Origin of the sequence: Stenotrophomonas oahuensis, assembly GCF_031834595.1 — a bacterium.
GTDB lineage: Bacteria > Pseudomonadota > Gammaproteobacteria > Xanthomonadales > Xanthomonadaceae > Stenotrophomonas > Stenotrophomonas oahuensis.
The window spans coordinates 2036400-2060840 of sequence record NZ_CP115541.1 but is presented as its reverse complement, the minus strand read 5'-3'; the positions used below and the strand labels follow the sequence as shown (position 1 = coordinate 2060840).

The following is a 24441-nucleotide window of genomic DNA, read 5'->3' as shown; positions in this document are numbered from 1 at the left end:
CGTGTCAGCGCGCGCGCAGCGCGTCCTCCAAGGCTTTCCGATAGGTGCGACTCAGTGGCAGCTGCACACCGCCAGCCAGTTCCAACATCGCGTCGCCATTACGCCGCTCGCACAACGCATATACCCGCTGCGGATTTACCAGCACCGAGCGATGCACGCGCAGCAAACCCGCACCTCCCAGCTGTGCAGCCAGCTCGGTGATGCTTTCGCGCAGCAGGTGCACCTGCGCACCTACATGGACACAGGCGTAATGGCCGGCCATGTCGATGTAGTCGATCCGGGCCGGGTCGAGGAACTCGGTGCGGCTACCCTGCTTCACCGCCAGCCCCTCGCCCGACGTTGCCGGCGGAGGTGGGGCGATCAATCGCCGCGTGCGGTCGAGTGCCATGGCCAGGCGATCGGCGTCGACCGGCTTCAGCAGATAGTCTGCCGCCCCGAGCGCATAGGAACGCAGCGCGTGCTGGTGGTGGGCGGTGATGAAGATGGTGCGGGTGGCCATTGCCGGCCAGCGCGCGGCCAGCGCCATGCCGTCGCCATCGGGCAGCTGGATGTCCAGCAGCAGCAGGTCGAAGCGGCGTGCCTTCAGCAAAGCGTCGGCTTCGGCCACGCTGCGTGCCGTGCCGTCCACGCGGATGTCGGCATGCGCGTCCAGCAGGCGCACCAGCTTGGCGCTGGCCAGCGGCACGTCTTCCACCACCAGCGCGCTGAGCGGGGCGCTCACACCGGCACCTGCACGTCGACGCGGAAGCCATCGGGTAGAGGCCGCGCGTCCAGTACGGCACGTTCACCGTACAGGGACTGAAGGCGCTGGTGCAGATTGCGCAGGCCGGTGCCGGACCCCGCCGGGGGCGACCTGCCCGCCAGCCCGCAGCCGTTATGCACACTCAGATGCAGCCGCGCACCGATGCGCTCAGCGCGCACCCGGATGTCCAGGGCTGCGGTGCCCTGCTCCCAGCCGCTATGGCGCACGGCGTTCTCCAGCAGGGGCTGCAGCAACAGCCCAGGCACGGCGCAGCGCCATGCCGTACCCACCACCTGCCAGTCCACCTGCAACGGCACATCTCGCAGCAGTCGCTGCAGGTCCAGGTAGTCGTTGGCGGCCGCCACTTCGTCGGCCAACGCACGTTGCGCGGCGCATGCCATGGCGTCACGCAGCAGGTCCGACAGCCGTGCCAGTGCACGATCAGCATCCGCGGGGCGCTGGTAGCCCAGCCCGCCAATGGCATTGAGCGCGTTGAACAGGAAGTGGTGCTGTAGATGCTGGCGCAATGCCTCCTGCCGGGCCTGTTCCAGCAGCGCACCACGCCGCCGGTAGCGCTGCACGAAGGCCAGGGTCTGGCCGATACCCACCACCGCCACAAACGTGGGCGCGGCAAACAAGGCAGTCACCGCGATGGCCCGCGCGACCACCGTTGCGCTGGGCAGGCTTCCCCAGGGATGCAGTTGCGCCATCCAGGCACCCAGGATCCAGCCCAATGCCGACAAGGCCGGGGTCACCCCTGCGCCGAGCAGCAGCAGATAGCCTGCGTGGTGCAGATCACGGCCCAGGCCCAGTGGCCAGCGCCGACAGAGCAGCCACAGTGCCGGCGTTGCCAGCATCCAGGGCAGGTAGCTGCCGACGATGAAGGCCACCGCATGAAACCATCCACCTAGAGGTCCGCCGATACCCTGACTGAGGTACACCGCCGGCGCGCTGCTGATGATCAGCAACGCCCACATGCCGACGGCGAAGCGATACAGCGGAGGCGACGCGGCAGCAGCAGAGAGCATACGGTGTGGCGGTGCGGAAGCGGCCGCCGAGTGTGGCAGCGACAGACACGCCTTACCCATCCCACAGGTCATGACGACGCGCACAAAAAAGGGCCCGGCAGTGCCGGGCCCTGGTTGCCACGCATGCAGCGCGCGGCAAACGGTCAAGCGCCGCTTACCAGCTGAAGCGCGGGCCGACCGACCATTCCTTGTCACCGTGGCGGTCCATCTTGAGGTCACCGCTCAGGCCCCAGTTCTGGTTGAGCTTCACCTGGCCACCCAGGCGGCCGTAGAACTGGCTATCCGGATTGATGCCGTGCTTCTTGCTGTAGTCCTCGTAACCGGCCATGGCGTACACCTCGGCGTGCTGGCCGAAGGCAGTGCGGATGCCGGCTTCAGCGCTGTAGCCGTTGAAGTCCAGGCCGTGACGCGGGTCAAACTTGTTGTAGGCGACGCGGCCGACGAAGTCGGTGCTGCTGCCGATTTCCTGGTTGTAGCCCACGCCGACGCGCCACTGGTCGATCTTGAAATCGCCGATGTCGGTCTTCTGCTGGTTGAACTCACCGAAGGCGTGCACGTTCGGCAGGAAACCGTAGGAGCCCTTCACGCCCCAACCGTCAGCCTTGCCGCCGTCAGCGTCGGTTTTGACGTAGTTGCCTTCGGCGTAGTTGTAGGACAGGCCTTCAGCGGCCGATGCGGTGAACGGGAGGGCGGCAGCCAGGGCCAAGGCGATCAACGAAGTCTTCATGCGGTACATCCTTTCTTTCTTATGTCGTGCAGTGGCAACGATCGGCTGCTGCATCGGGAATGCAAAGTTTCCGTTATTCGACACAACGCGCCCTGAAGTTGGCCGCATTCAACACGCTGAATTTTTGGGATGTGTTCAGGCGAAGGCGCGTACACGCGAGTGCGCGCACGGTAGTGCCGGCCGCTGGGCGGCAACCTCAGAAGAATGAAACGCAGCGTAGTGCCGGGCCATGCCCGGCAACCTCAGGAAACTCAAGAGAGAAAAGAAGGAGCGCTGGTCACGACGATACCCTTGCGGGGCGTCACGCGCTGGGGAAGCCGCTCTTGGGGAGTAGTCGGCTAACGCGTCCAATCTCCGTGGTGCACCGGGGCCAACGCAGCTCAGGCGTCGAACTGCAGGTCACAGTGAGTGAGCATCCTGCCCGGCCCGCCCATATTGGTCCGGAAACTCCAGTTCGCCTATCAGACAATTCCTCACCAAGGTTAGGATTTTCCTTACCCCATTCACGCTGCAACGCAGCGATAAACTCAGTTAACACATTGATTCTATTTTGATTACCACCGGTTACCGGGTATTCGTCACAGTTCCGGCACGGCCTGGGCGGCACGGTCGATTTTCATCACGCCCGTGCGTCGTACCTGATGAAGGTGCCCGTGGTGGCGCACCCGCTCCCAACCGGAGGCTGCACATGTCGTATGTAGACGGATTCGTACTGGCGGTACCGACTGCCAACAAACAGAAGTTCATCGACCACGCCAATGAGGGCGATTCGGTATTCATGGAATTTGGCGCGTTGCGCGTGCTCGAATGCTGGGCCGACGACGTACCGCACGGAAAGCTGACCGATTTCTTCCGCTCGGTGCAGGCCACGGAAGACGAAACCGTGGTGTTCTCCTGGATTGAGTGGCCGGACAAAGCCACCCGCGACGCCGGCATGAAGAAAATGATGGACGATCCGCGCATGGACCCGGCCAATAATCCGATGCCGTTTGATGGCAAGCGGATGATCTACGGTGGCTTCGTGCCGATTGTGGTGCTGGAGAAAAAGTAAGCGCCGCCTGGCGGCCGGCGTCATTGCTGGCACGGCGGGTGTGGCCGCGACGTGGAAACCGCTGCCCGCCCTGGAGGCGGGCAGCGGTGGGACGCGCTTACTTGCGGGCGCGCTTGGCCGGAGCCTTGCGAACCGCCTTCTTGGCGGTCGCGGTCTTCTTGGCGACGGCCTTCTTGGCCACAGCCGACTTCTTGGCAACGGCCTTCTTGGCGGTGGCGGTCTTCTTGCCGACAACCTTCTTGGCGGCAGCCGACTTCTTCGTCACGGCCTTCTTGGTGGCGGCAGCCTTCTTGCCGACAACCTTCTTGGTCGCGGCGGTCTTGCGGGTCGCGGCCTTCTTCGAAGCGGCGGCCTTCTTGCCGACAACCTTCTTGGCGGCGGCGGACTTCTTGGTCACGGCCTTCTTGGTGGCGGCAACCTTCTTGCCGACAACCTTCTTGGCAGCGGCGGTCTTCTTGGTCACGGCCTTCTTGGCGGTGGCGACCTTCTTGCCGACGGTCTTCTTGGCGGCCGCGGCCTTCTTGGTCACGGTCTTCTTGGCAGCAGCGGCCTTCTTGCCGGCAGCCTTGGTGGTCTTGGTGACGGCCTTTTCGGCAGCAGCCTTCTTCTTGGCAACCTTCTTGGTCAGGGCAGCGGCTTCGGCCTTGGCGTTGCTCTTGGCAACTTCCAGCTTCTTCTTGGCAGTAGCCAGACGCTTGCTGACGGTCTTGGCGGCCTTGTCGGCCTTCTTGGCAACGGTCTTCTCGGCCTTCTTGACGGCCTTCTTGACCTTGGCAACCTGGGTGGTGGCAGCCTTGCGGGCGCGCTTGACGGTCTTCTTCACCGAGGCCACTGCTTCTTCGGCGGTGGTGGCGATGGCTTCGCCCACATTGCCAGCGGTTTCTTTAACGCTTTCGACGCCCTGCGACAGGGACGTCGCCACACCGTTTCCATTGCTCATTTGTTGCCTCCAAGGGGGCTAGGTTGGTCAAATCGCTGGCGATGCTATACCGGCAATGCGGATCGTGGAACGACTTTTGCGCGTTGTCCATGTGCTCCGCCATGGCGCGCGCGCAGCGCCGTCCGCGCGCGACCACCCCGCTTGTGTAGCAAACCCCTTGAAAACAGCATCCGCGCGCGCGTTACATCACTCAGAACGGCGCTCCACATCACCGCGAATTTTGTGCGGAACGATCATCGAAACCGCCTGCGCGCAGCGTGCCAGACGGCGCTGCAGCGCGGAATTGCGCAGCGATGCGGTGGCAGCGCGCGGCAGATGCCACGGTGTCATCGGTGTTCGCGGCTACCGACGAACCTGCCCGGCCCGGGCTCCGGCCGACCGCGCAGCGGCCATTTTTCATCGCCGGTTTAGGCCATTGCCTACACACTCATTCAGCTTGGTTTACCGTATGCCCACACCGTTCCCCGCCCTGCCCGTTCCCACGCCGGATCTGCCATGCGCCCGCTGCCCACTCTACTGACGCTTGCCCTTGCTGCCGCCTTCGGCGGATTCGTGGCTTCGGCCATCAACGCCCACCTGGACAACCGCGCCGACGCCGCGCCGCTACCGGCTACCGCACTGACCGTGCCGACCACCGCAGCGCTGCCGGCGTCGGTCGCCGGGCAGCCGGTTCCGTCACTGGCCCCGATGCTGGAGCGGGTGATGCCGGCGGTGGTCAGCGTCAACACCAAGCAGGTGGTGCGGGTGCGCAACCCGTTCTTCAACGACCCGTTCTTCCGCCGCCTGTTCCCGGAAGTGCCGCAGGAACGAATCAACGAATCGCTGGGCTCGGGCGTGATCATCGACGCCGCCGAAGGCCTGGTGCTGACCAACCACCACGTCATCGACAACGCCGACGACGTGCAGGTGACCCTGTCGGACGGGCGCACGGTGAAGGCCGAATTCATCGGCTCGGATGCTGATACCGACGTGGCGCTGATCCGCATTCCGGCCGGCAACCTCACCGAGATCAAGCTCGGCGACAGCACCCAACTGCGCGTGGGCGACTTCGTGGTGGCGATCGGCAACCCGTTCGGCTTCAGCCAGACCGTGACCTCAGGCATCGTCTCGGCGGTCGGCCGCAGCGGCATCCGCGGGCTGGGCTACCAGAACTTCATCCAGACCGATGCCTCGATCAACCCGGGCAATTCCGGCGGCGCGCTGGTGAACCTGCAGGGCCAGCTGGTCGGCATCAATACCGCCAGCTTCAATCCGCAGGGCAGCATGGCCGGCAACATCGGCCTGGGCCTGGCGATTCCATCCAACCTGGCCCGCGATGTGGTCGATCAGCTGGTCAAGCATGGCGAAGTGGTGCGCGGCACGCTTGGTCTTGAAAGCCAGAACCTGACCCCGCAGCTGGCGCAGAGCCTGGGCCTGAGCGAAACCCGCGGCGCGCTGGTGACCCGCGTGCTGCCGGGCTCGGGCGCGGCCGCAGCCGGGCTGAAGCCGGGCGATCTGGTGGTGTCGGCCAACGGCCAGCGCGTGGACAGCGCGCAGGCGCTGCACAACATTGAAGGCCTGCAGGCGGTGGGCAGCACGCTGACCCTGGACATCCGTCGCGACGGCAAGGCGCAGCAATTGAAGGCCGTGCTGAAAGAGCAGCCGCGTGCGGTCACCGGCGAGTCATTGGACCCGCGCCTGACCGGTGCCACGTTTGCCGACCTTCCGGAATCGATGCGTCAGGCAGGACTGAGCGGCGTGGTGGTCAGTGAGGTCAAGCGCGGCAGCCGCGCGGCCAATAGCGGGCTGGCCAGCGGCGACGTCATCATCCAGGCCAGCGCCGGCGAATTTGCCGACCTCGCCAGCTGGCGCGCCAACTTCCAGCAGCGTCCGCAGCAGCTGGTGCTACGGATCGTGCGCGGCGGGGCCAGCGGCCAGCTGGTGATGCGCTGAACCGGCGTGGTGTACCTTGACGTGCACCACGCAGATACGTAACACCCTCTACACCCCGGCGATGCTATTGATGGCGTTCGTTACCGCCGGGGTCATCCGCGGTCACCTTCCCCATCGCATACAGGAGATACACGATGAGCCCCACCAATACCGAGAACCTGAAGGAACACCTGGGTGAAGCCGGTTCGCACCTGAAGTCCGCCGCCAGCGCCGCGGGCAGCTCGATCAAGGGTGCGGCAGGTGCCGCTACGGATGAACTGCGTATCGGCAAGGCCAACGTCAAGGCTGAGCTGTCCGACACCGCGCTTTCCGGCTTGGCCGCTGCCGAGTTCGGGGGTGCCGCCGCCAAGGAACAGGTCGACGCACTGATGGACAAGGGCAAGGACCTGGTCGACAGCGCTGCCGAACTGATCCGGGAACGCCCGCTGGCCTCGTTCGGCGTCGCCTTCGCCGCCGGCTGGATCATCGCCAAGCTGGCCCGCAGCGGCGGCGACAAGTAATCCGGCGTGAGCGATCAGTCCCAGTTGCCCCCCGACGGTGGCGCGGCAAACCCGCCACCGGACGGTGATGCGTACAAGGCTCCCGGCCTCGACGAGAGCATCCGTGAGGTCGGCCAGGCCGGCCGCGCCACGGTGGATTCGGCCAAACACACGCTGCGCTCGCTGCGGCGGCTGGCCTCGTTCGAGTTCGCGCTGGCACGCAGCGCGTTTGGACGGGCATTGGCCTGGAGCGGCGTGGCGATTGTGTTCGGTGCCTCGGCCTGGCTGCTGCTGGCCGGCACCCTGATCGCACTGATGCAGCGGTGGGGCCTTTCATGGTTCCACTCGCTGCTGATCACCTCGGTGCTGAGCCTGGCGGTGACCGGTTACGCGATCTGGCGGGTGTCATTCTTCTTCCGCCATACCGGCATGCACGCCACCCGGCGCCAGCTGGCGCGGCTGGGATTGTTCGACGAACCCCACGACGACGACCCGGAAGGCCGCGACGACGAGACGGAGCGCACGCGATGAAGTTTGAAGCCCTGCGCCAGCGGGTGAAGCGCGCCGAACAGGTGGTGGTCATCCGCAGCGTTGAAACCCAGAGCAACTGGTTCACGCTCAGCAAGGTCTGGCGCGAGGGCTGGACGCCGCTGCGCATCATCACCGTAGGCCTGGCCGGTGGCTTCATCGCCGGCAAGCTGGAGCCGGGCAAGACCCGTTTCCACGGCGCACGCTGGCTGCAGATGATCGGTTCGGTATCCAGCCTGTTGGCCAGCGCGCAGGCCGCGTTTGCCTCGATGCAGGCCGCTGAAGCGGCCGACACTGCCGAACAGGCGGCTGACAAGGTGGATGACGTCGCCGATGACGTGGCCCCGGCCGCCGCAGCGCGCGTTCAGCCACAGCCCGCAGCGGCCGCCCCGCGTAGTGAACCGCAGCCGCAGCCGGCGGAAGCCGCTACCGACGTTTCAGAACGGTAAGCAGTAGTATTCCGACCCCAACACGATCCGCCCGGCTGAATGCCGGGCACTACCTTGCAGGCAATCGGCATGAGCGTTCCGGTGACTCCCTCTTCCGATGTGGTCGTGCCTGAGCCCGACAGCCCTGCCCCGGCCTCACCCGCACCGCGTCCGCGCGCGCCGATGTCGCTGGTGGTCCTGGCCACCCTGGCGGTCTGCTACACCCTGTGGGCGGCGCAGGACATCATCCTGCCGGTGCTGCTGGCGATGTTCTTCGCCCTGGTCGGCAACCCGATCCTGCGCTTCCTGGGCCGGCTGTGGATTCCTCGTTTCCTGGCCGCGGTGCTGGTCATTGGCGTGGGCCTGAGTGGTGCCGCCGCGTTGGGCGTGCAACTGGTCGGTCCGGCCATGGACTGGGCGCAGGAAGCCCCGCAGCAGCTGCGCAAGGTGGCGAGGCAGGTGCAGAACCTGACCAAGCCGGTGCAGCAGGCCAACCTGGCGGCGGAGAACTTCGCCCGTGCCGCCGGTGGCGAGACCAATCGCCGGGTGCAGATCGTCCGCACCCAGTTGGACGACCCGTACCGGGTGCTGACCCGCGCCCCGAAACTGGCCGCTTCGGTGCTGGCGGTGGTGCTGCTGACGCTGTTCTTCATGATCTACGGGCAGAACCTGCAGAAGCACGCCATCGCGCTGTTCCCCAGCCGCCAGCAGCAGCGCTTCACCAGTGACATCCTGCGTTCGATTGAACGCGAGGTGTCGCGTTATGTGCTGACCATTACGGTGATCAACACACTGGTCGGCCTGGTGTTTTCCGGGATACTGCTGTTGCTGGGCATTGGCGTACAGGAAGCCCTGTTGTGGGGCACGGTGGCGGCACTGCTGAACTTCGCGCCGTATGTCGGCCCGTTCATCGGGGTCACCCTGATGCTGCTGATGGGATTCGTGGAGTTCAGCGACCCGTTCAAGGCGCTGTTGCCGGCCGCCTGTTACCTGGCCCTGCATACCGTGGAAGGCCAGGTGATCACCCCGATCGTGCTGGGGCGGCAGATGGCGATTTCGCCGCTGATCCTGATCCTGGCGCTGATGGTGTTCGGGTGGCTGTGGGGAATGGTGGGGCTGCTGCTGTCGGTGCCGCTGCTGGTGTGCATCAAGCTGGTGCTGGCACGGCTGGATGGCACTCAGGGGTGGGCAAGGCTGTTGGAGTAGAATGGCCGGGTGAATTTCCCTGTCCAAGCCATCACCCTCGACCTCGACGACACGTTGTGGCCGTTCGCCCCCATCGGGGCCCGCATCGACCAGGTGCTGCACACGTGGATGCTGGAGCACAGCCCGGCCACCGCTGAAATGTACCCGGTGGCGGCCATGCGCGAACTGCGCGAGCGCTCCTTCCGCGACAACCCTCACCTGCATTACGACCTGAGCGGCCTGCGCCGGTTGACCCTGCGTGAGGCGCTGGAAAACAGCGGGGCCAGCCTGGACCTGCTGGAGCCGGCGTACGAGGCCTTCTACGCCGCGCGCAACCAGGTGGAGTGCTACCCGGACGCCATTGACGCCCTGGCGCGGATCGCCGCGCGGGTGCCGGTGGCGGCGGTCAGCAACGGCAATGCCGACCTTGAGCGGATCGGCCTGGCCCACCACTTCGCGTTCCAGCTGGGTTCGCGCGAGCACGGCGCGGCCAAGCCGGCGGCCAGCATTTTCCACGCCGCCTGCGAGCGCCTGGGTGTAGCCCCGACCCACGTGCTGCACGTGGGCGACCACATGGACATGGACGTGGTGGGGGCGATGGAGGCCGGCCTGCGCGGCTGCTGGATCAACCGCGAGGCCCACACCTGGACCCATCCTTCGCTGCAGCCTGACCTGCAGTTTGACACCCTGACCGGGCTGGCCGACTGGCTCGATGCCAACCCGGGCGCAGCGCGCGCCTGATCCACTACGGAACCCTTCCCGCATGACCCAGATCAACGGCTTCACCTCCGACTCCTCCAAGGCCCTGCCGCTGCACGTGATGGAGCGCGAACAGTTCGCCGCCTGGCGCGCGCAGCAGTCCCCGGCGCTGGTGGCCTGGCTGGATGCGCAGCATTTCAACGGCAGCGGCGGCAGCGTGGTGCTGCTGCCGGGCGACGCCGGTATCGGCGGTGCCATTGTCGGCGTGGGTGATCCGGGCGATGCCTATGCCTACGCGCACGCGCCGTTCGCACTGCCGGAAGGCAGCGTGTGGCAGCTGGCCGACGCGCTGCCGAAGGAGATTGAAACCCTGCTGCACCTCGGCTGGGGCCTGGGCAGCTACCGCTTCACCCGCTACCGCAAGCCCAACCGCGCCCCGGCACAGCTGGTGGCCAACCCGTCGGCGGAAGTGCGCGACGTGATCACCGCCAGCCTGCGCGTGCGCGACTGGGTGAACACCCCGACCGAAGACATGGGCCCGCAGCAGCTGGAAGACGCCGCACGTGAACTGGCCAATGCCCACGGCGCGCAGATCGAGGTGATCACCGGGCAGGCACTGCTGGCGCAGAACTTCCCGGCCATCCATGCGGTGGGCCGCGCCTCGCACCGCGCGCCGCGCCTGATCGCGCTGCGCTGGGGCCAGACCGGTGCGCCGCACGTGGCGCTGGTCGGCAAGGGCGTGTGCTTCGACACCGGCGGTCTGGACATCAAGCCGGCCGACGGCATGCGCAACATGAAGAAGGACATGGGCGGTGCCGCGCACGCGCTGGCACTGGCCGGACTGATCATGGCCCAGCAGCTGCCGGTGCAGCTGACCCTGCTGATTCCGGCGGTGGAGAATGCGATCGGTCCGGACGCCTTCCGTCCGGGCGAAGTGATCGCCACCCGCAAGGGCCTGAGCATCGAGATCGACAACACCGACGCCGAAGGCCGGGTGATCCTGTGCGACGCGCTCACCTACGCCAGCGAGCAGAAGCCGGAGCTGCTGCTCGATTTCGCCACCCTCACCGGCGCGGCGCGCATCGCGTTGGGCCCGGATCTGCCGGCGCTGTTCACCAACGATGATCGCGTGGCCCAACAGTGGCTGGAAGCCGGCGACCGCACCCGCGACCCGGTCTGGCGCATGCCGCTGTGGCGTCCGTACCTGCGTTACCTGCACAGCGGCATTGCCGACCTGGCCAACGCCGGCTCGCGCATGGCCGGCTCGGTCACCGCCGCACTGTATCTGGAGCGCTTCATTGGCGAAGGCCAGCTGTGGGCACACCTGGACGTGTACGCATGGAATGACGGCGAGCGCCCGGGCCGCCCGGCCGGTGGTGAGGCGTTGGCGCTGCGCTCGGCGTGGCAGATGTTGAAGACGCGGTACGCCTGATACCCACGATCCCCGCCCCGGCGGGGATCGTCGTTTTCAACCTTGTCGAAAATGTGAATATCGGCCGGACACCGGTTCTGCGAGGATGAGCGCCAGCCCACCCACTCACTTCGTGAAGGCAGGTATTGGCCCATGTCGCTCTTCCGCTACACCCGTGCCGGCCAGGAACCCGGTGCACCCCGCCGGCATTCCCCGTTGCTGTGGATCGGGCTGATTGCCTTCATTGCCGGTCTGCTGATTCTGGCGTTTGCCTGGCTGGCCGGTTGGCTGGGGCGCGACCGCGCTACGGCGCAGTCCTTTACTGACACCATTGAAGCCACCGGAGCCAGGCATCCGGGCTTCCGCCGTGCGCACAGCAAAGGCGTGTGCGTTACCGGCACCTTCCAGGGCCTGCCCGCCGGTGCTGAACTGAGCTCGGCGCGGGTGTTCCGCCAGCAGCAGGTACCGGTGCTGGGCCGCATGTCGATCGGCGGTGCCGACCCGCATGGTGCCGATGCAAACGCGCGCGTGCGCAGCATGGCGCTGCAGCTGGTGACCGACGACGGCCAGGAATGGCGCACGGCCATGAACAGCTTCCCGTTCTTCGCCGTGCCCACCGCCGATGCCTTCCTGGAACAGACCAAGGCGCAGATTCCCGATCCCGCCACCGGCAAACCCGACCCGGCGAAGATGGCAGCGGTGGCGGCAAAGTACCCTTCGGTTCGCGCGTTTGGCGAGTGGGCCAAGAGCGCGCCGTGGTCGACCAGCTGGGCCAATACCGACTACAACGGCGTCAACAGCTTCCGCTTCACCAATGCCGCCGGCAAGGAGCAGGTGGTGCGCTGGAGCATGCGTCCGCAGGCTGCGTTTGAAGCCATGAGCGCCGAACAGCGCGCGCAGGCCGGGCTGGATTATCTGGCCGACGAGTTCCAGCAACGCCTCACACAGGGACCGGTGCAATGGGAAATGTGGGTGACCCTGGCCGAACCTTCCGATGCGATCAATGACCCCTCGATTCCGTGGCCGGCCGAGCGCCGCCAGGTCAAGGTCGGCACGCTCAGCCTCACCGCCATGCAGCCGCAGGCCAGCGGGGCCTGCCGCGACATCAACTTCGACCCGCTGATCCTCCCCAGTGGCATCGACGGCACCGACGACCCGATCCTGGCCGCGCGTTCGGCCGTGTACTCGGTGTCGTTCAACCGCCGCGAGCGCGAAACCGCCAGCGGTGCGGCCAAGGCGACGGGAGAAGCGAAATGAAGCAGAGCAGCGGACATTTCAACCTGACCGCGCGGGTGCTGCACTGGCTGATGGCCGCGCTGATCCTGGCGATGCTGTTCATCGGGGTGACCATGGTGGCGTCGCTGCACTGGCGGCCGGCGCTGATCGACCTGCACCGGCCACTGGGCATCGCGATCCTGATGCTGGCGGTGGTACGCCTGATCAACCGCCTGCGCCATCGCCCGCCGCCGCTGCCGGCCGACCTGCCGGTCTGGCAGGTGGCTGCTGCGCATGCCTCGCACTGGCTGCTGTATGGGCTGATGTTCGCGATGCCGCTGGTGGGCTGGGCGATGCTGTCAGCCGGCGGCTACCCGGTGCAGATGTGGAAGGGTGTTGCACTGCCGCACATCCTGCCGCACAGCCCGGCCCTTTACGCGGCCCTGCGCAGCGCGCACAGCCTGCTCGCTTACGTGCTGTTTGCGACGGTGGTCATGCATCTGTGTGCGGCGTTGTTCCACGCCTGGGTGCGGCGCGACGGGGTGTTTTCGGCGATGGCGCGGGGCCCAGGCCGGTAACGCCCACCGGGCGGCGTTTGCCGCCGGACATTCTTGCGGTCACACTCGGCGCGATTCCACGTCTTGAGTCCCATGAACGCATCCGCCGAACTGCTCAAGGAACTTCGTATCGACCGCCAGAAGGGCGCGGCCCCGCCGCCGTCCTCGCCACGTCGCGGTCTCTGGATCACATTGGCCGTGGTGGCCCTGGTGCTGCTGGCCGGTGTTGGCTGGTTCGCCTTCGGCCGCGAAAAGCCGCTGGAGGTCACCACCGCCCCGGTGCTGGCCATCCAACAAGGCACCGCCAGCAGCTCGGTGCTGGACGCCAGCGGTTACGTGGTGGCCCGGCGCATGGCCACGGTGTCGGCCAAGATCACCGGCAAGGTCCGCGAGGTGATGATCGAGGAAGGCATGCGGGTGGAAGCCGGCCAGATCATGGCCACGCTGGACCCGATTGATGCTGATGCCCAGCGCAGCCTGTCGGCCTCGCAGCTGGAAGCCGCACGCGCACAACTGGCCGGGTTGAAGGCACAGGTGGCACAGGCCGATGCCGAGGCGGCACGCTTACAGCAGCTGGTCGGCCAGCAGCTGGTCTCCCGGTCGCAGTACGACCAGGCCACCGCCCAGCGCGACAGCCTGCGCGCGCAGCTGAAGACCGCCGAGCGCAACACCCAGGTGGCGGCCGATTCGCTGGCCATTGCCGACCTCGGCGTGGACAACAACATCGTGCGCGCGCCGTTCTCCGGCGTGGTCACCGCCAAGGCGGCCCAGCCGGGCGAAATCGTCTCGCCGTTGTCGGCTGGCGGCGGTTTCACCCGCACCGGCATCGGCACCATCGTCGACATGGAATCGCTGGAAATCGAAGTCGAGGTGGGCGAAGCCTACATCGGCCGCGTGCAGCCGAAGATGCCGGTGGAAGCCACCTTGAATGCCTACCCGGAATGGAAGATTCCGGCCGAGGTGATCGCCATCATTCCCACCGCCGACCGCGGCAAGGCCACGGTGAAGGTGCGGGTGGCGCTGAAGGTGAAGGATCCGCGCATCGTGCCTGAAATGGGTGTGCGGGTGAGCTTCCTGGAAGCGGCAGCACCGGCCCAGGCAGAAGCGCCCAAGGGCGTTCGCGTGCCGGCGTCGGCACTGGTCGAGCGCGACCAGAAAACCGTGGCCTTCGTGGTCAGCGATGACGGTCACGCGCAGCAGGTGCCGGTGACCGTGGGTGTGGCATTGAACAACGACCGCCAGGTCACCGCCGGACTCAGCGCCGGCCAGCAGGTGGTCAACAACCCACCGCCGGAACTGCGTGACGGCAGTGCGGTGGTGGAGAAGCAAGCGCCATAACGGGTGACACGACCAACGGTCGTGTCCTACCGGTAGCGCACGACCGTTGGTCGTGCATGCGTCAAACCTCTTGATACGGAGAACCACCCATGTCCACCCTGGTTTCGCTCCGCAACATCACCAAGACCTACCAGCGCGGCCCCGAGAAGGTGCAGGTGCTGCATGGCATCGACCTGGATATCCAACGCGGCGACTTCGTGGCGCTGATGGGGCCGTCCGGCTCGGGCAAGACCACCCTGCTCAATCTCATCGGCGGCCTGGACACGCCCAGCGGCGGCGAGATCGAGATTGAAGGCGAGCGCATCGACCGCATGAGCGGTGGTCAGCTGTCCACCTGGCGCAGCCACCACGTCGGCTTCGTGTTCCAGTTCTACAACCTGATGCCGATGCTGACCGCGCAGAAGAATGTGGAACTGCCGCTGCTGTTGACCCACCTGGGTGCCGCGCAGCGCAAGCGCAACGCGGAGATCGCGCTGACCCTGGTCGGTCTGGCCGACCGTCGCAGCCACCGTCCGAATGAGCTGTCCGGCGGCCAGCAGCAGCGCGTGGCGATTGCGCGTGCCATCGTCTCCGACCCGACCTTCCTGATCTGCGACGAACCGACCGGTGACCTCGACCGCGCCTCGGCCGAGGAGATCCTGTCGCTGCTGCAGCAGCTCAACCGCGAGCACGGCAAGACCATCATCATGGTCACCCACGATCCCAAGGCCGCCGAGTACGCCACCCATACCGTGCACCTGGACAAGGGCGAGCTGGCCGACGCGCCAGCGGCGCACTGACGGAGGAGCGCCGCCATGAAATATTTCTCGCTCATCTGGGCGCAGCTGTTCCGCAGCAAGACGCGGACGCTGCTGACCCTGTTTTCGGTGGTGGCTGCGTTCCTGCTGTTCGGCATGCTCGACTCGGTGCGCGTGGCGTTCAGTTCGGGCGGCAGCGTGGAAGGGGCCAACCGCCTGATCGTGGCCTCGCGTCTTTCCATCACCCAGTCGCTGCCGATCCGGCTGGAGCCGCAGGTGCGGCAGGTGGCCGGGGTGAAGGACGTCACCTACGGCATGTGGTTCGGCGGCATCTACCAGGATCCGAAGAACTTCTTCGCCAACTTCTCGGTGGCTCCGAACTACTTCGACGTGTACCGCGAACTGCAACTGCCGCCGGACCAGCTCAAAGCCTTCCAGGACACCCGAACCGGCGCAGTGGTCGGCGAGACCCTGGCCAAGGAGTTCGGCTGGAAGATCGGCGACACCATTCCGCTGCAGGCGACCATCTTCCCGCGCAGTGGCAGCAATGACTGGCCGCTGCAGCTGGTGGGCATCTTCCGTTCCAAGGACCGCACCCTGGCCGCGAACGAAGAACGCCAGTTGATGATGAACTGGAAGTACTTCGACGAGAGCAACGACTACATCAAGAACCAGGTCAGCTGGTACACGGTCACGCTGGACAACCCCGACCACGCCTCGCGGGTGGCGCAGGCGATCGATGCGATCTCGGCCAACTCCGACCATGAGACCAAGAGCCAGACCGAGTCGGCGTTCCAGCAGGCCTTCGTCAAGCAGTTCGCCGACATCGGCCTGATCGTCACCTCGATCATGGGCGCGGTGTTCTTCACCCTGCTGCTGCTCACCGGCAACACCATGGCCCAGGCGGTACGCGAACGCGTGCCGGAACTGGCCACGCTGAAGACGCTGGGCTTCAAGGACAGCACCGTGCTGGTGCTGGTGATGATCGAATCGGTGCTGTTGATCGGGCTGGGCGGGGCCATCGGCATGGGTCTGGCGGCGATGATCCTGCCGGCGCTGGCCCCGAAGACCCAGGGTCTGCTGCCGCCCCACGTGCCGACCCAGACCTGGGTGATGGGCGTGGCGCTGATCATTGGCATTGGCGTGATCGTGGGCCTGCTGCCGGCGCTGCGCGCCAAGCGGCTGAAGATTGTGGACGCCCTGGCGGGCCGCTGAGGAGAATCGACATGATCAAGCACTGGTTGAAGAATGCGTTGACCGTCGTGCTGCTCGCGGTGGCGCTGGGGGTGTGGATCGCCCTGCCCTGGCCCGGCGTACTCGCCGTGGCGGTGGCGGTCGCGCTGTGGCTGCTGCTGACCCGCAGCGGGCGGCTGGCATTGGCCGCAACGCGAATTGGCGTGGCCAGCCTGCCGCAGCGCTGGGGAGCCTCGTCGGTGGTAGTGGTCGGCATTGCCGGCGTGGTCGGCGTGCTGGTGGCGATGCTGGCGATGGGCCAGGGCTTCCAGTCCACCCTCAACAGCACCGGCGATGACACCACCGCGATCGTGCTGCGTGGCGGCTCGCAGGCCGAAACCAATTCGGTCATTACCCGCGAGCAGACCCCGCTGCTGTCCACCCTGCCCGGCGTCAGCAAGGATGCCCAGGGCCGGCCGATGATTTCGCCGGAGCTGTCGCAGGTGGTCAACCTGGTGTCCAAGGGCGACGGCACCGACGTCAATGCACAGTTCCGTGGCGTGGGCGAGATGGGCTGGCTGGTGCATGACAAGGTCAAGGTGACCGAGGGCCGGCAGTTCAAGCCGGGCCTGCGCGAGATCGTGGTCGGCAAGGGCGCGCAGAGCCAGTTCCGTGGGCTGGATGTCGGCCAGACCCTGACCCTGGGCAACCAGCAGTGGACCGTGGTGGGTGCCTTCAATTCCGGCGACTCGCATGATTCGGAACTGTGGACCGACGCCGAAACGCTGGCCACCACCTATCAGCGCGGCGCCTGGCAGTCGATCAGCGTGCGCACCGATGGCAAGGCCGGGTTTGACCAGTTCAAGGCGGCCGTCGCCGCCGACCCGCGCCTGAAGCTGGACGTGGAAACCACCAAGGCGTACTACGCCAAACAGGGCGGCGGGCTGACCAAGCTGATCAGTGTGCTGGGCACGGTGATCGGCGCGATCATGGCGTTCGGTGCGGTGTTTGGTGCGCTCAACACCATGTATGCGGCGGTGGCTACACGTGCGCGTGAGATTGCCACCATGCGTGCGATCGGCTTCCGTGGCCTGCCGGTGGTGACCGCGATCATGCTGGAAACCATGCTGCTGGCGCTGATTGGCGGGCTGCTCGGTGGATTGGTCGCGTGGGCCATCTTCAATGGCTACAGCGTCAGCACCATCGGCAGCAATTTCAGCCAGGTGGTGTTCCAGTTCAAGGTCTCGCCAGAGCTGCTGTGGAGCGGGCTGAAGTGGGCGCTGGGTATCGGCCTGGTCGGCGGGCTGTTCCCGGCGCTGCGTGCGGCACGGTTGCCGATCACCACCGCCCTGCGCGAAACCTGAGGTTTGTGTGTGGGACCTGCAGCGCCCGGCGGGGCGCTGCAGGGTGTTGTGTTACAGGTGGATCACGAAGCAGTTGATCTCGCCGTCCATGCGGCTGCAGTCGAAGCGGACGTCCCTGTGAGTTGAGGGCATTTCACCATGGACCTTCACGTTGGCCCATTTGGCGCGCTGCAGGAAGTAAGGCGCAGGATCCTGGAACGTCCTGGAGTAGTAGAAAGAGCGCGCGCCGCCATCTGCGGCCAGGAAGTCTTCCGGCGATTCCTGGATCGGATGACGTAGATCTCTCGACCCCAGGTACTCCCAGTTCCGGGTGTCGTAATCGAAGTAGAACTCCATGTAGCCCAGTGCAGTACTGCCGTTGCGCAGACGTGCGGTGTAGGGAATCGTGCCATCCAGCTGGAAATCGAAGCGCAGCACGCGACCGTACTCATCCGCTCTCATGTGACGGAAGATTGTGGAGCCGTTCAACACGCGCTGCACGGTTGCGCGGGCTTCGGCGTGCCGTGGATGCAGATCGGTCACATGGTGTCCCCACATCACCGAGTCGCTTGTCTCGCCGGGCCAGCCGGGCGGAACCAGCTGGAGCAGACCCCAGTCATAGTAGAACTCGCCACTGCTCTGTCGGTACTGGAGGATCATCGCGTTGAACTGCTGGCTTACCCAGGAAGCGGGATACCACCTGTCCACGGCCAACTCGCTGCCGTCGCGCTGCACGTTGTAGGCATAGAGAAGGTCATAGTTGAACCCTGTGTAGATGAGGTGCATGCCCTCACCTCTGCGGATTGCCATGGCCTGGCGTTCTTCTTCATTGCAATAGAAGCAGCTCCATGCAATCGGGTCTTCCGGGCGTTCGTTCGCTTGGGCGGGCACTGCAGCCAGTCCCAGTGACAGCCACAACAGGTGTCTCATCATCATCCGCTCCTTGAGCTCCCGCACATGCGGGCTCTGGCAGTGGAGCAGCCGGCGGCGACGGCGAACATCGGAACGCAGCGAAACTTGGCAACGTCGCCGCACCAAAGCGAATCACGCAGCACCCCGGTAGCGCCGGCCGTTGGCCGGCCCGTGCATGACCGGTGCTACCGCAAAACGTGCCCATTGCGCCAACCCCGTAAAGCGGGGCTCGCCCCGCTGCGAACCACCCGGGATCCACGCCAGCCGGGCAAGCCCGGCTCTACGCGTCACTCCGCATCATCCACTCGCACCGCCCGCTTGAACTTTGTCTGATATTGCGAAATCCCCATTGCGGCACCACAACGCACTCGCTATTTTCGCGCCCTCGCAACAGGCAGGCGTCGCGGACGGATTGCGACAACTGTCCATCTAAGGAGCGTTGGGATGTCGGACAGCAAGTGGGTCAAGGGACTTCAATCGCGTCTACTTGAGCTCCCGGAAGGCTTACTGGTTGCGGCACTCTACGCTGCGGCATGCTGGTCGGCCTGGCATGTGTCGCTGGATCAGTTCTTCCTGCCTGCGGGCATCCGAGTTGCGGCGCTTCTGGTGTGTCGCCGGGAGATGTGGCCGTACTTGTTGCTGGGTGAGTACGTGTACCTCGGCTGCCTGCGCGTTCCAATGATCGCCAAGCACGGGCTGGATTGGGTCCTTATCTCGTCGTCCTACCAGTTTCCGTTCGCTGCCTTGGTTGTGCATCTACATCGTAGGGCGATCTCCAGTCATAGGGACACATGGCTCATCACAGTAGCAGCAGCCATCTCCGTGTCGATTGGCGTGGGCAACCTCGCGCTCGTCCACATGCTTTCAGACGCACCACCTGCTGGCGGCTTCATGACGGTGGCATCGCGCGTGGTGTTGGGTCACTACATGGCCATACTCACCACCGCCCCCCTGGCGCTCCTATGGATGAAGCGGCGAGGAATCGACTGGGCGGCGTGGCGGGGCGCAACCACAACCTATGCGGGTTTGTCGCTACTGGCATGCGGAGCTGTTTCGGTGGTACTCCCAGAGACGTCTGATTCTGCCAAGGTCATCCTTCAGCTGCTCATGGCGATACCAGTAGTCGTGCTGACGTGCATCCATGGGTGGTGGGGAGCTGCCGTTGGACTGCCACTGATGAGCATCCTTGTTCGTATCAACACGCCGGTCACCGGCCTTCCGGAATCGTTTGATCTGGAATCCTTCAAGGTGCAGTTGCTCACTGCACTGGCAGGGACGACCCTTCTTGTTCTCGGATCCAGAATCACTCACTACTATCGCCAGTACTTGTTCCAGGCGAAGGCACAGCGACAAGCCATAGCAAACACTCGGGCCTCCCATTGCACAGGTGAGCGTGAGCTGAGAAATCGCGTGGCCGACTTGAGGCGAATAGGCGACGGTCTTGACGCAGCGCTCAGCGAGACGATTGATTGGCTTAGGGTCCGAGGACAGCATGACGTAGCCACCAGCGTCTTGAACGTGGCCACAGTGCACTCACGTAAGTTCCGGGAACAGGCCAACATGGTCTATCCGACCACGATGGAGCATGTAGGGCTTTATCTGGCGCTCCAGGTCGGTGGAATCGGCGACGCATGGGAGGAGACGGATCGTCTGGTCCAGCCCTATCTTTTGGGCGATCCCTGTCGCCTTAGCTTGGATCTTCAACTGACGACGTATCGGGCGATGATAGAGGCGGTGTCCTTGCTTCTTGAGCACGAGCCCGGGCAACTGAAGATCCGCGGAAAGTGCGGCAGTTATCAATCCAGCAAGGGAATTTTGGTCACAGTGGGCACGTTGGATACACGGCACCGCTTGTCCCGGAGTACCGCAACCATGGCTGTCGGGCGACTTAGCGGTCGCACTCAGGCCTACGGCGGCACCGTTGAGTGCCACCGCAACCGTATCCGAATGTTTTTCAAGGAGTAGAAGGTTTCGGTGAAGACGTGGGTCGAAGTTCGACCCACCAAGAGCTTGCGGTTCCGATTCCACTAACCACTAGTGCGAATTCGGGATGCCGATACACCTCTTCTGCATTAGCTGCAGGGTTTGTGGAGCGATCATCCGAGGGCAGGATGATTTGGGCATCGGTGTAACCGGCCGGCAACAACCAGAACGTTTGCCCCGATCTTGCGACGATGAATTGCAGCACCCCCATCACGTCACCGACCTGGTAGTAGCTGATGCCGTCGCGTTCAAAGGCGTGCACGCGCCATCGCGGATCAAGGCTCAGGTCGCTCGCGGAGGGTTGGCTCTGCCCAAGTCCACTTTCTGCCGCCTTGATGATGGTTGCATCCCCTGGACAGCACATTGCCCAAGCGGGGGTGGGAGAAACCACCATCAGGGCGAGCAGACACGTTCGCCGCGCGGAGAACTTCCACACAGTTGACCTCCTAATTTCAAAGACCCGTCAGCGGGTTCGCGCGATGCTATTTGGATGGCAAGTGCGAGGCGATGATGAATTTCTGAGATGTGGGGAATGGGCGGCCAGCGGGTTGGCGCGTACTGTGGGGTTACGGGGCGGTGATGGTTTCAGCCACGCGTGGCGTGGCTCTACGCGGGGTGCGGGTAGCGTTCGTGGGACGGGGTGACTCAGCGCGTCGCCGCCTTCCGCGTCCGCCACAGGCTGTCGCCGATGAACAGCAGCAGGCCGACCCAGATCGCGGCGAAGCCCAGGGCCTTGCCGGTGTCGAAGGGCTCGCGGAAGAAGAACACGCCCAGCAGCAGGCCGATGGTGGGGGCGATGTACTGAAGGATGCCGACCAGCGACAGCGGGATACGCTTCACGCCGTAGGCGAAGCCGATCAGCGGCAGCGCGGTGACCGCGCCGCCGAGGATCAGCAGCAGGTCGTTCTTCCAGCCCCAGCCGCTGAAGAAGGCCCCGCCGTGGGCCCCTTCGCTCCAGATCGCAAAGCCGATCGCGGGCAGGAACAGGTACAGGCTCTCGATGCCGAGGCCGGCGACCGGGTCCACCGAGATCAGTTTGCGCAGCAGGCCGTACAGCCCGAACGAGCAGGCCAGGCCGAGTGCGATCCACGGCGGGCGGCCGGCATCCACGGTCAGCCAGGCCACGCCGACCGCGGCACAGGCCACCGCCAGCCATTGCAGGCCGCGTAACCGTTCCTTCAGCACCAGCACGCCCAGCAGCACGCTCACCAGCGGGTTGATGAAGTAGCCCAGGCTGGTTTCGATGACGTGGCCGGCGTTGATGGCCCAGATGTACAGGCCCCAGTTGAAGGCGATGGCCAGGCTGCTCAGCGCCAGCGTGGGCAGCGCGCGCGGCTGCGCGGCAATGGTCTTCCACCAGCGCCGGCCGCTGCTCAGCAGCAGCCAGGCCACCACCAGCACGGTGCTCCAGATGATGCGGTGGGCAATGATCTGCTGCGATGGCACCGCCTTGAGCAGGTGCCAGTACACCGGCACCAGGCCCCACAGGGTGAAGGTGAAGGCGGTGATCGCCAGGCCCCGGCGCTGCTCCTGCAGCGCCTGCGCGTCCACCGTGCTCACTTGGCGCGGGTCCGGGCGAGGGTCAGCACCACCACGCCAGCCAGGATCACGCCCATCGCCAGCAGGTCGTGCGCGCCGAAACGCTCGTGGCCGATCCAGGCCCCCAGCAGCACGGCGATGACCGGGTTCACGTAGGCGTAGCTGCCGGCCAGCGCCGGGCGCACGTTGTGCAGCAGCCACACGTAGGCAGTGAAGGCGACGATGGAGCCGAACATGCACAGATACACCACCGCCAGCAGCCCATTCATGCTGGGCCAGCTGGTGGGGCGTTCGCCGGTGGCCAGCCCGAGCGCAACCAGCATGACGCCGCCACAGAGCATCTGCCCGGCGGCGGTCATGAACGGGGCCGGAAGGTCGAGGCGGCGGGCGCTGACAGAGCCGAAGGCCCAGCCGATGGGGGCGATCAGCAGCAGGATCAGCCCCTGCGGGGACGCGGTGAGGCTGCTGCCCGCATTCAGCCAGACCACGCCGAGGAAGCCGATGGCGATGCCCAGCCATTCGCCCTTGGTGGCGTGTTCGCCCCGGATTGCGCCGAACAGCGCCATCCACAGCGGCACCGAGGCCACTGCGGTGGCCGCCAGGCCCGAGGAGACGGTGCGCTCGGCCAGCACCACCATGCCGTTGCCCAGCACCAGCATGGTCAGGCCCATGAACACCAGATTGCGCCACTGGCGGCCGGTCGGGGCGGCCATGCCGCGCCAGCGCAATACCGCGTACATCAGGCTGCCGGCCACGATGAAACGGGCTCCGGACACGGTGGTGAGCGGCAGCGCGCCCCCTTCCAGGGCCAGCCGGATGCCCAGGTAGGTGGAGCCCCACACCACATAGACCAGCAGCAACGCCAAAACCACCATGCCGGTACGCGGCGCGGGGGCGGGAACGGGGGTGGGGACGGCCATTGCACGACCAGCAGGCGGGGGGAACGGCGATTCTAGGGCCGCTGTCGCAGCTGGACTAGTCACATGGTGCAATGTCCACCGGTCATGCACGTGGGGTAAGGTAAAAGCAGGTGCCTATCCTGGGCCCGACGCTTTCCAGATCCACCGCTTCACCGCGAGGAACGATTTTCCGCATGAGCCACTCCCCCTCCCTTTCGACGCCCCTTGATGACAAGGCGGCGCTCAAACGCTCGATCTCCAACACCCTGAAAGGCTCGGCCGGCAACCTGGTCGAGTGGTACGACGTGTATGTGTACTCGGTGTTCGCGGTCTACTTCGAATCCCAGTTCTTCTCGGCTGACGACAAGAACTCCACCGTATATGTGTGGGCGATCTTCGCCGCCACCTTCCTGATGCGCCCGATCGGCGCGTGGTACTTCGGCCGTTTTGCCGACCGTTACGGCCGCCGCCTGGCGCTGACCGTGTCGGTGACGATGATGGCCGCCTGTTCGTTCCTGATCGCACTGACCCCCACCGCAGCCAGCATTGGCGGCTGGGCGGCATTGATCCTGCTGTTCGCACGTCTGCTGCAGGGCTTCGCTACCGGCGGCGAGTACGGGGCCTCGGCCACCTACATGTCCGAAGCGGCCATTCCGGGCCGTCGTGGCTTCCTGTCCTCGTTCCACTACGTCACCCTGGTGGGCGGCCACGTGCTGGCGCAGCTGACCCTGCTGACCATGCTGATCTTCTGGGCCAAGCCGGAAATCTCGGCCTGGGGCTGGCGCGTTGCGTTCGGCATCGGCGGCCTGGCCGCGATCGTGGTGTTCTGGCTGCGCCGGACCATGGACGAATCCCTGGGTCATGACGACATCGAAGCCGCGCGTGAGGGCAAGGCCAAGGCCTCCGGCTCGATGCGCGAGCTGTTCGTGAACCAGTGGCGTCCGCTGCTGCTGTGCTTCCTGATCACCGCCGGCGGCACCGTGGCCTTCTACACCTACTCGGTGAACGGCCCGAAGATGATCCAGAGCGCGTTTGCCGGCAACGACGTGATGACCGGCACGCTGATCAACCTCGGCGTGCTCACCTTCCTGATGCTGCTGCAGCCGGTTGGCGGCTGGCTGTCGGACATGATCGGGCGCAAGAGCCTGCTGGTGTTCTTCGGCGTGGGCGGCGTGCTGTACAGCTGGTACCTGGTCACCGAACTGCCGAACCAGCATGACCCGGTGTGGGCGTTCCTGACCCTGGCGCTGGGCTTTGTGATCCTGACCGGCTACACCTCGATCAACGCCGTGGTGAAGGCGGAGCTGTTCCCGACCCACGTGCGTGCACTGGGCGTGGGCCTGGGCTACGCGCTGGCCAACTCGCTGTTCGGTGGTACCGCGCCGCTGCTGTACCAGGGCGCGCTGAAGACCGGCCATGTGGGTGAATTCGCCATCTACGTCACCGCGATCATTGCGGTGTCGCTGTTCGTGTACGTGTTCTTCCTGAAGAACAAGGGCCCGAACTGGTTGGATGGGACGCGGAAATAACGCGTCGATGTGATAACGAAAACGCCGGGGCATGCCCCGGCGTTTTTGTTTGGGTTTCCCGGCGGC

General features: G+C 65.5%; 24 protein-coding genes. 16 read left to right on the top strand and 8 right to left on the bottom strand.

What is annotated here, in order from left to right; translation table 11 throughout:
• Positions 1 to 4 precede the first annotated feature (4 nt).
• The 3 genes from PDM29_RS08975 to PDM29_RS08965 form a co-directional block, all read right to left on the bottom strand.
• The gene (locus PDM29_RS08975) at positions 5 to 721 is read right to left on the bottom strand and encodes a LytR/AlgR family response regulator transcription factor (protein ID WP_311193491.1); all 717 of its coding nucleotides are present in this window, start codon (positions 719 to 721) and stop codon (positions 5 to 7) included.
• A complete protein-coding gene (locus tag PDM29_RS08970) occupies positions 718 to 1770 on the bottom strand; it encodes a sensor histidine kinase (protein ID WP_311193490.1) in 1053 nt (350 codons plus the stop codon). Before PDM29_RS08970 ends, PDM29_RS08975 begins: the two co-directional genes overlap by 4 nt.
• Before the next feature lie 154 nt (positions 1771 to 1924).
• The gene (locus PDM29_RS08965) at positions 1925 to 2497 is read right to left on the bottom strand and encodes an OmpO family porin (RefSeq protein WP_311193489.1); all 573 of its coding nucleotides are present in this window, start codon (positions 2495 to 2497) and stop codon (positions 1925 to 1927) included.
• Positions 2498 to 3185: 688 nt separating this feature from the next.
• Between PDM29_RS08965 and PDM29_RS08960 the strand changes: the two genes are divergently transcribed.
• A complete protein-coding gene (locus PDM29_RS08960) occupies positions 3186 to 3548 on the top strand; it encodes a DUF1428 domain-containing protein (protein WP_311193488.1) in 363 nt (120 codons plus the stop codon).
• A gap of 97 nt (positions 3549 to 3645) precedes the next feature.
• On the opposite strand, the gene PDM29_RS08955 is transcribed toward PDM29_RS08960, so the two are convergent.
• Positions 3646 to 4488 carry a histone gene (locus tag PDM29_RS08955; RefSeq protein WP_311193487.1) on the bottom strand — a complete coding sequence of 281 codons (843 nt, stop codon included), beginning with the start codon at positions 4486 to 4488 and terminating at the stop codon, positions 3646 to 3648.
• A gap of 495 nt (positions 4489 to 4983) precedes the next feature.
• Between PDM29_RS08955 and PDM29_RS08950 the strand changes: the two genes are divergently transcribed.
• From PDM29_RS08950 to PDM29_RS08890, 13 genes are all read left to right on the top strand, one after another.
• The gene (locus tag PDM29_RS08950) at positions 4984 to 6420 is read left to right on the top strand and encodes a Do family serine endopeptidase (RefSeq protein WP_311193486.1); all 1437 of its coding nucleotides are present in this window, start codon (positions 4984 to 4986) and stop codon (positions 6418 to 6420) included.
• Positions 6421 to 6554: 134 nt separating this feature from the next.
• On the top strand, positions 6555 to 6920 hold the full coding sequence (locus tag PDM29_RS08945; RefSeq protein WP_282294970.1) for a hypothetical protein: 366 nt from the start codon (positions 6555 to 6557) through the stop codon (positions 6918 to 6920).
• A 6-nt stretch (positions 6921 to 6926) separates the two neighbouring features.
• A complete protein-coding gene (locus tag PDM29_RS08940; protein ID WP_311193485.1) occupies positions 6927 to 7430 on the top strand; it encodes a phage holin family protein in 504 nt (167 codons plus the stop codon).
• Positions 7427 to 7876 (top strand): protein sip-5, encoded by a 450-nt coding sequence (locus tag PDM29_RS08935; RefSeq protein WP_311193484.1) that lies wholly within the window; start codon positions 7427 to 7429, stop codon positions 7874 to 7876. The genes PDM29_RS08940 and PDM29_RS08935 overlap by 4 nt, the downstream gene beginning before the upstream one ends.
• Before the next feature lie 69 nt (positions 7877 to 7945).
• Positions 7946 to 9061 (top strand): AI-2E family transporter, encoded by a 1116-nt coding sequence (locus tag PDM29_RS08930; RefSeq protein ID WP_311193483.1) that lies wholly within the window; start codon positions 7946 to 7948, stop codon positions 9059 to 9061.
• 9 nt (positions 9062 to 9070) lie between these two features.
• Positions 9071 to 9781, top strand: a complete 711-nt coding sequence (locus tag PDM29_RS08925; protein ID WP_311193482.1) for an HAD family hydrolase — start codon at positions 9071 to 9073, stop codon at positions 9779 to 9781.
• Positions 9782 to 9803: 22 nt separating this feature from the next.
• The gene (locus PDM29_RS08920) at positions 9804 to 11171 is read left to right on the top strand and encodes a leucyl aminopeptidase family protein (RefSeq protein WP_311193481.1); all 1368 of its coding nucleotides are present in this window, start codon (positions 9804 to 9806) and stop codon (positions 11169 to 11171) included.
• Between the two features lie 132 nt (positions 11172 to 11303).
• Positions 11304 to 12407: a catalase family peroxidase gene (locus PDM29_RS08915; RefSeq protein ID WP_311193480.1), complete on the top strand. Its 1104-nt coding sequence runs from the start codon at positions 11304 to 11306 to the stop codon at positions 12405 to 12407.
• Complete coding sequence (locus tag PDM29_RS08910) at positions 12404 to 12943, top strand: cytochrome b (RefSeq protein ID WP_311193479.1); 540 nt, start codon at positions 12404 to 12406, stop codon at positions 12941 to 12943. Before PDM29_RS08915 ends, PDM29_RS08910 begins: the two co-directional genes overlap by 4 nt.
• Positions 12944 to 13015: 72 nt before the next feature.
• Entirely contained in the window at positions 13016 to 14260 is a 1245-nt protein-coding gene (locus PDM29_RS08905) for an efflux RND transporter periplasmic adaptor subunit (protein WP_311193478.1), read from the top strand.
• Between the two features lie 89 nt (positions 14261 to 14349).
• Positions 14350 to 15039 (top strand): ABC transporter ATP-binding protein, encoded by a 690-nt coding sequence (locus PDM29_RS08900; protein ID WP_125359690.1) that lies wholly within the window; start codon positions 14350 to 14352, stop codon positions 15037 to 15039.
• 15 nt (positions 15040 to 15054) lie between these two features.
• Positions 15055 to 16212, top strand: a complete 1158-nt coding sequence (locus PDM29_RS08895) for an ABC transporter permease (protein ID WP_311193477.1) — start codon at positions 15055 to 15057, stop codon at positions 16210 to 16212.
• Between the two features lie 11 nt (positions 16213 to 16223).
• Complete coding sequence (locus PDM29_RS08890; protein ID WP_260341738.1) at positions 16224 to 17534, top strand: ABC transporter permease; 1311 nt, start codon at positions 16224 to 16226, stop codon at positions 17532 to 17534.
• A 51-nt stretch (positions 17535 to 17585) separates the two neighbouring features.
• Here PDM29_RS08890 and PDM29_RS08885 read toward each other — a convergent pair whose 3' ends face one another.
• A complete protein-coding gene (locus tag PDM29_RS08885; RefSeq protein WP_311193476.1) occupies positions 17586 to 18443 on the bottom strand; it encodes a hypothetical protein in 858 nt (285 codons plus the stop codon).
• Positions 18444 to 18869: 426 nt separating this feature from the next.
• On the opposite strand from PDM29_RS08885, the gene PDM29_RS08880 reads away from it, so the two are divergent.
• Positions 18870 to 20390, top strand: a complete 1521-nt coding sequence (locus tag PDM29_RS08880; RefSeq protein WP_311193475.1) for an MASE1 domain-containing protein — start codon at positions 18870 to 18872, stop codon at positions 20388 to 20390.
• Here the strand turns inward: PDM29_RS08880 and PDM29_RS08875 are convergent.
• From PDM29_RS08875 to yedA, 3 genes are all read right to left on the bottom strand, one after another.
• Entirely contained in the window at positions 20380 to 20844 is a 465-nt protein-coding gene (locus PDM29_RS08875; protein WP_311193474.1) for a hypothetical protein, read from the bottom strand. The two genes, PDM29_RS08880 and PDM29_RS08875, sit on opposite strands and share 11 nt — an antisense overlap.
• A gap of 209 nt (positions 20845 to 21053) precedes the next feature.
• Positions 21054 to 21968 (bottom strand): EamA family transporter RarD, encoded by a 915-nt coding sequence (gene rarD / locus PDM29_RS08870; protein WP_311193473.1) that lies wholly within the window; start codon positions 21966 to 21968, stop codon positions 21054 to 21056.
• Positions 21965 to 22867 carry a drug/metabolite exporter YedA gene (yedA, locus tag PDM29_RS08865; RefSeq protein WP_311193472.1) on the bottom strand — a complete coding sequence of 301 codons (903 nt, stop codon included), beginning with the start codon at positions 22865 to 22867 and terminating at the stop codon, positions 21965 to 21967. Before yedA ends, rarD begins: the two co-directional genes overlap by 4 nt.
• A 173-nt stretch (positions 22868 to 23040) precedes the next feature.
• Here yedA and PDM29_RS08860 point away from each other — a divergent pair, with 173 nt between their 5' ends.
• Entirely contained in the window at positions 23041 to 24375 is a 1335-nt protein-coding gene (locus tag PDM29_RS08860) for an MFS transporter (RefSeq protein WP_311193471.1), read from the top strand.
• The last annotated feature ends 66 nt before the right edge of the window (positions 24376 to 24441 follow it).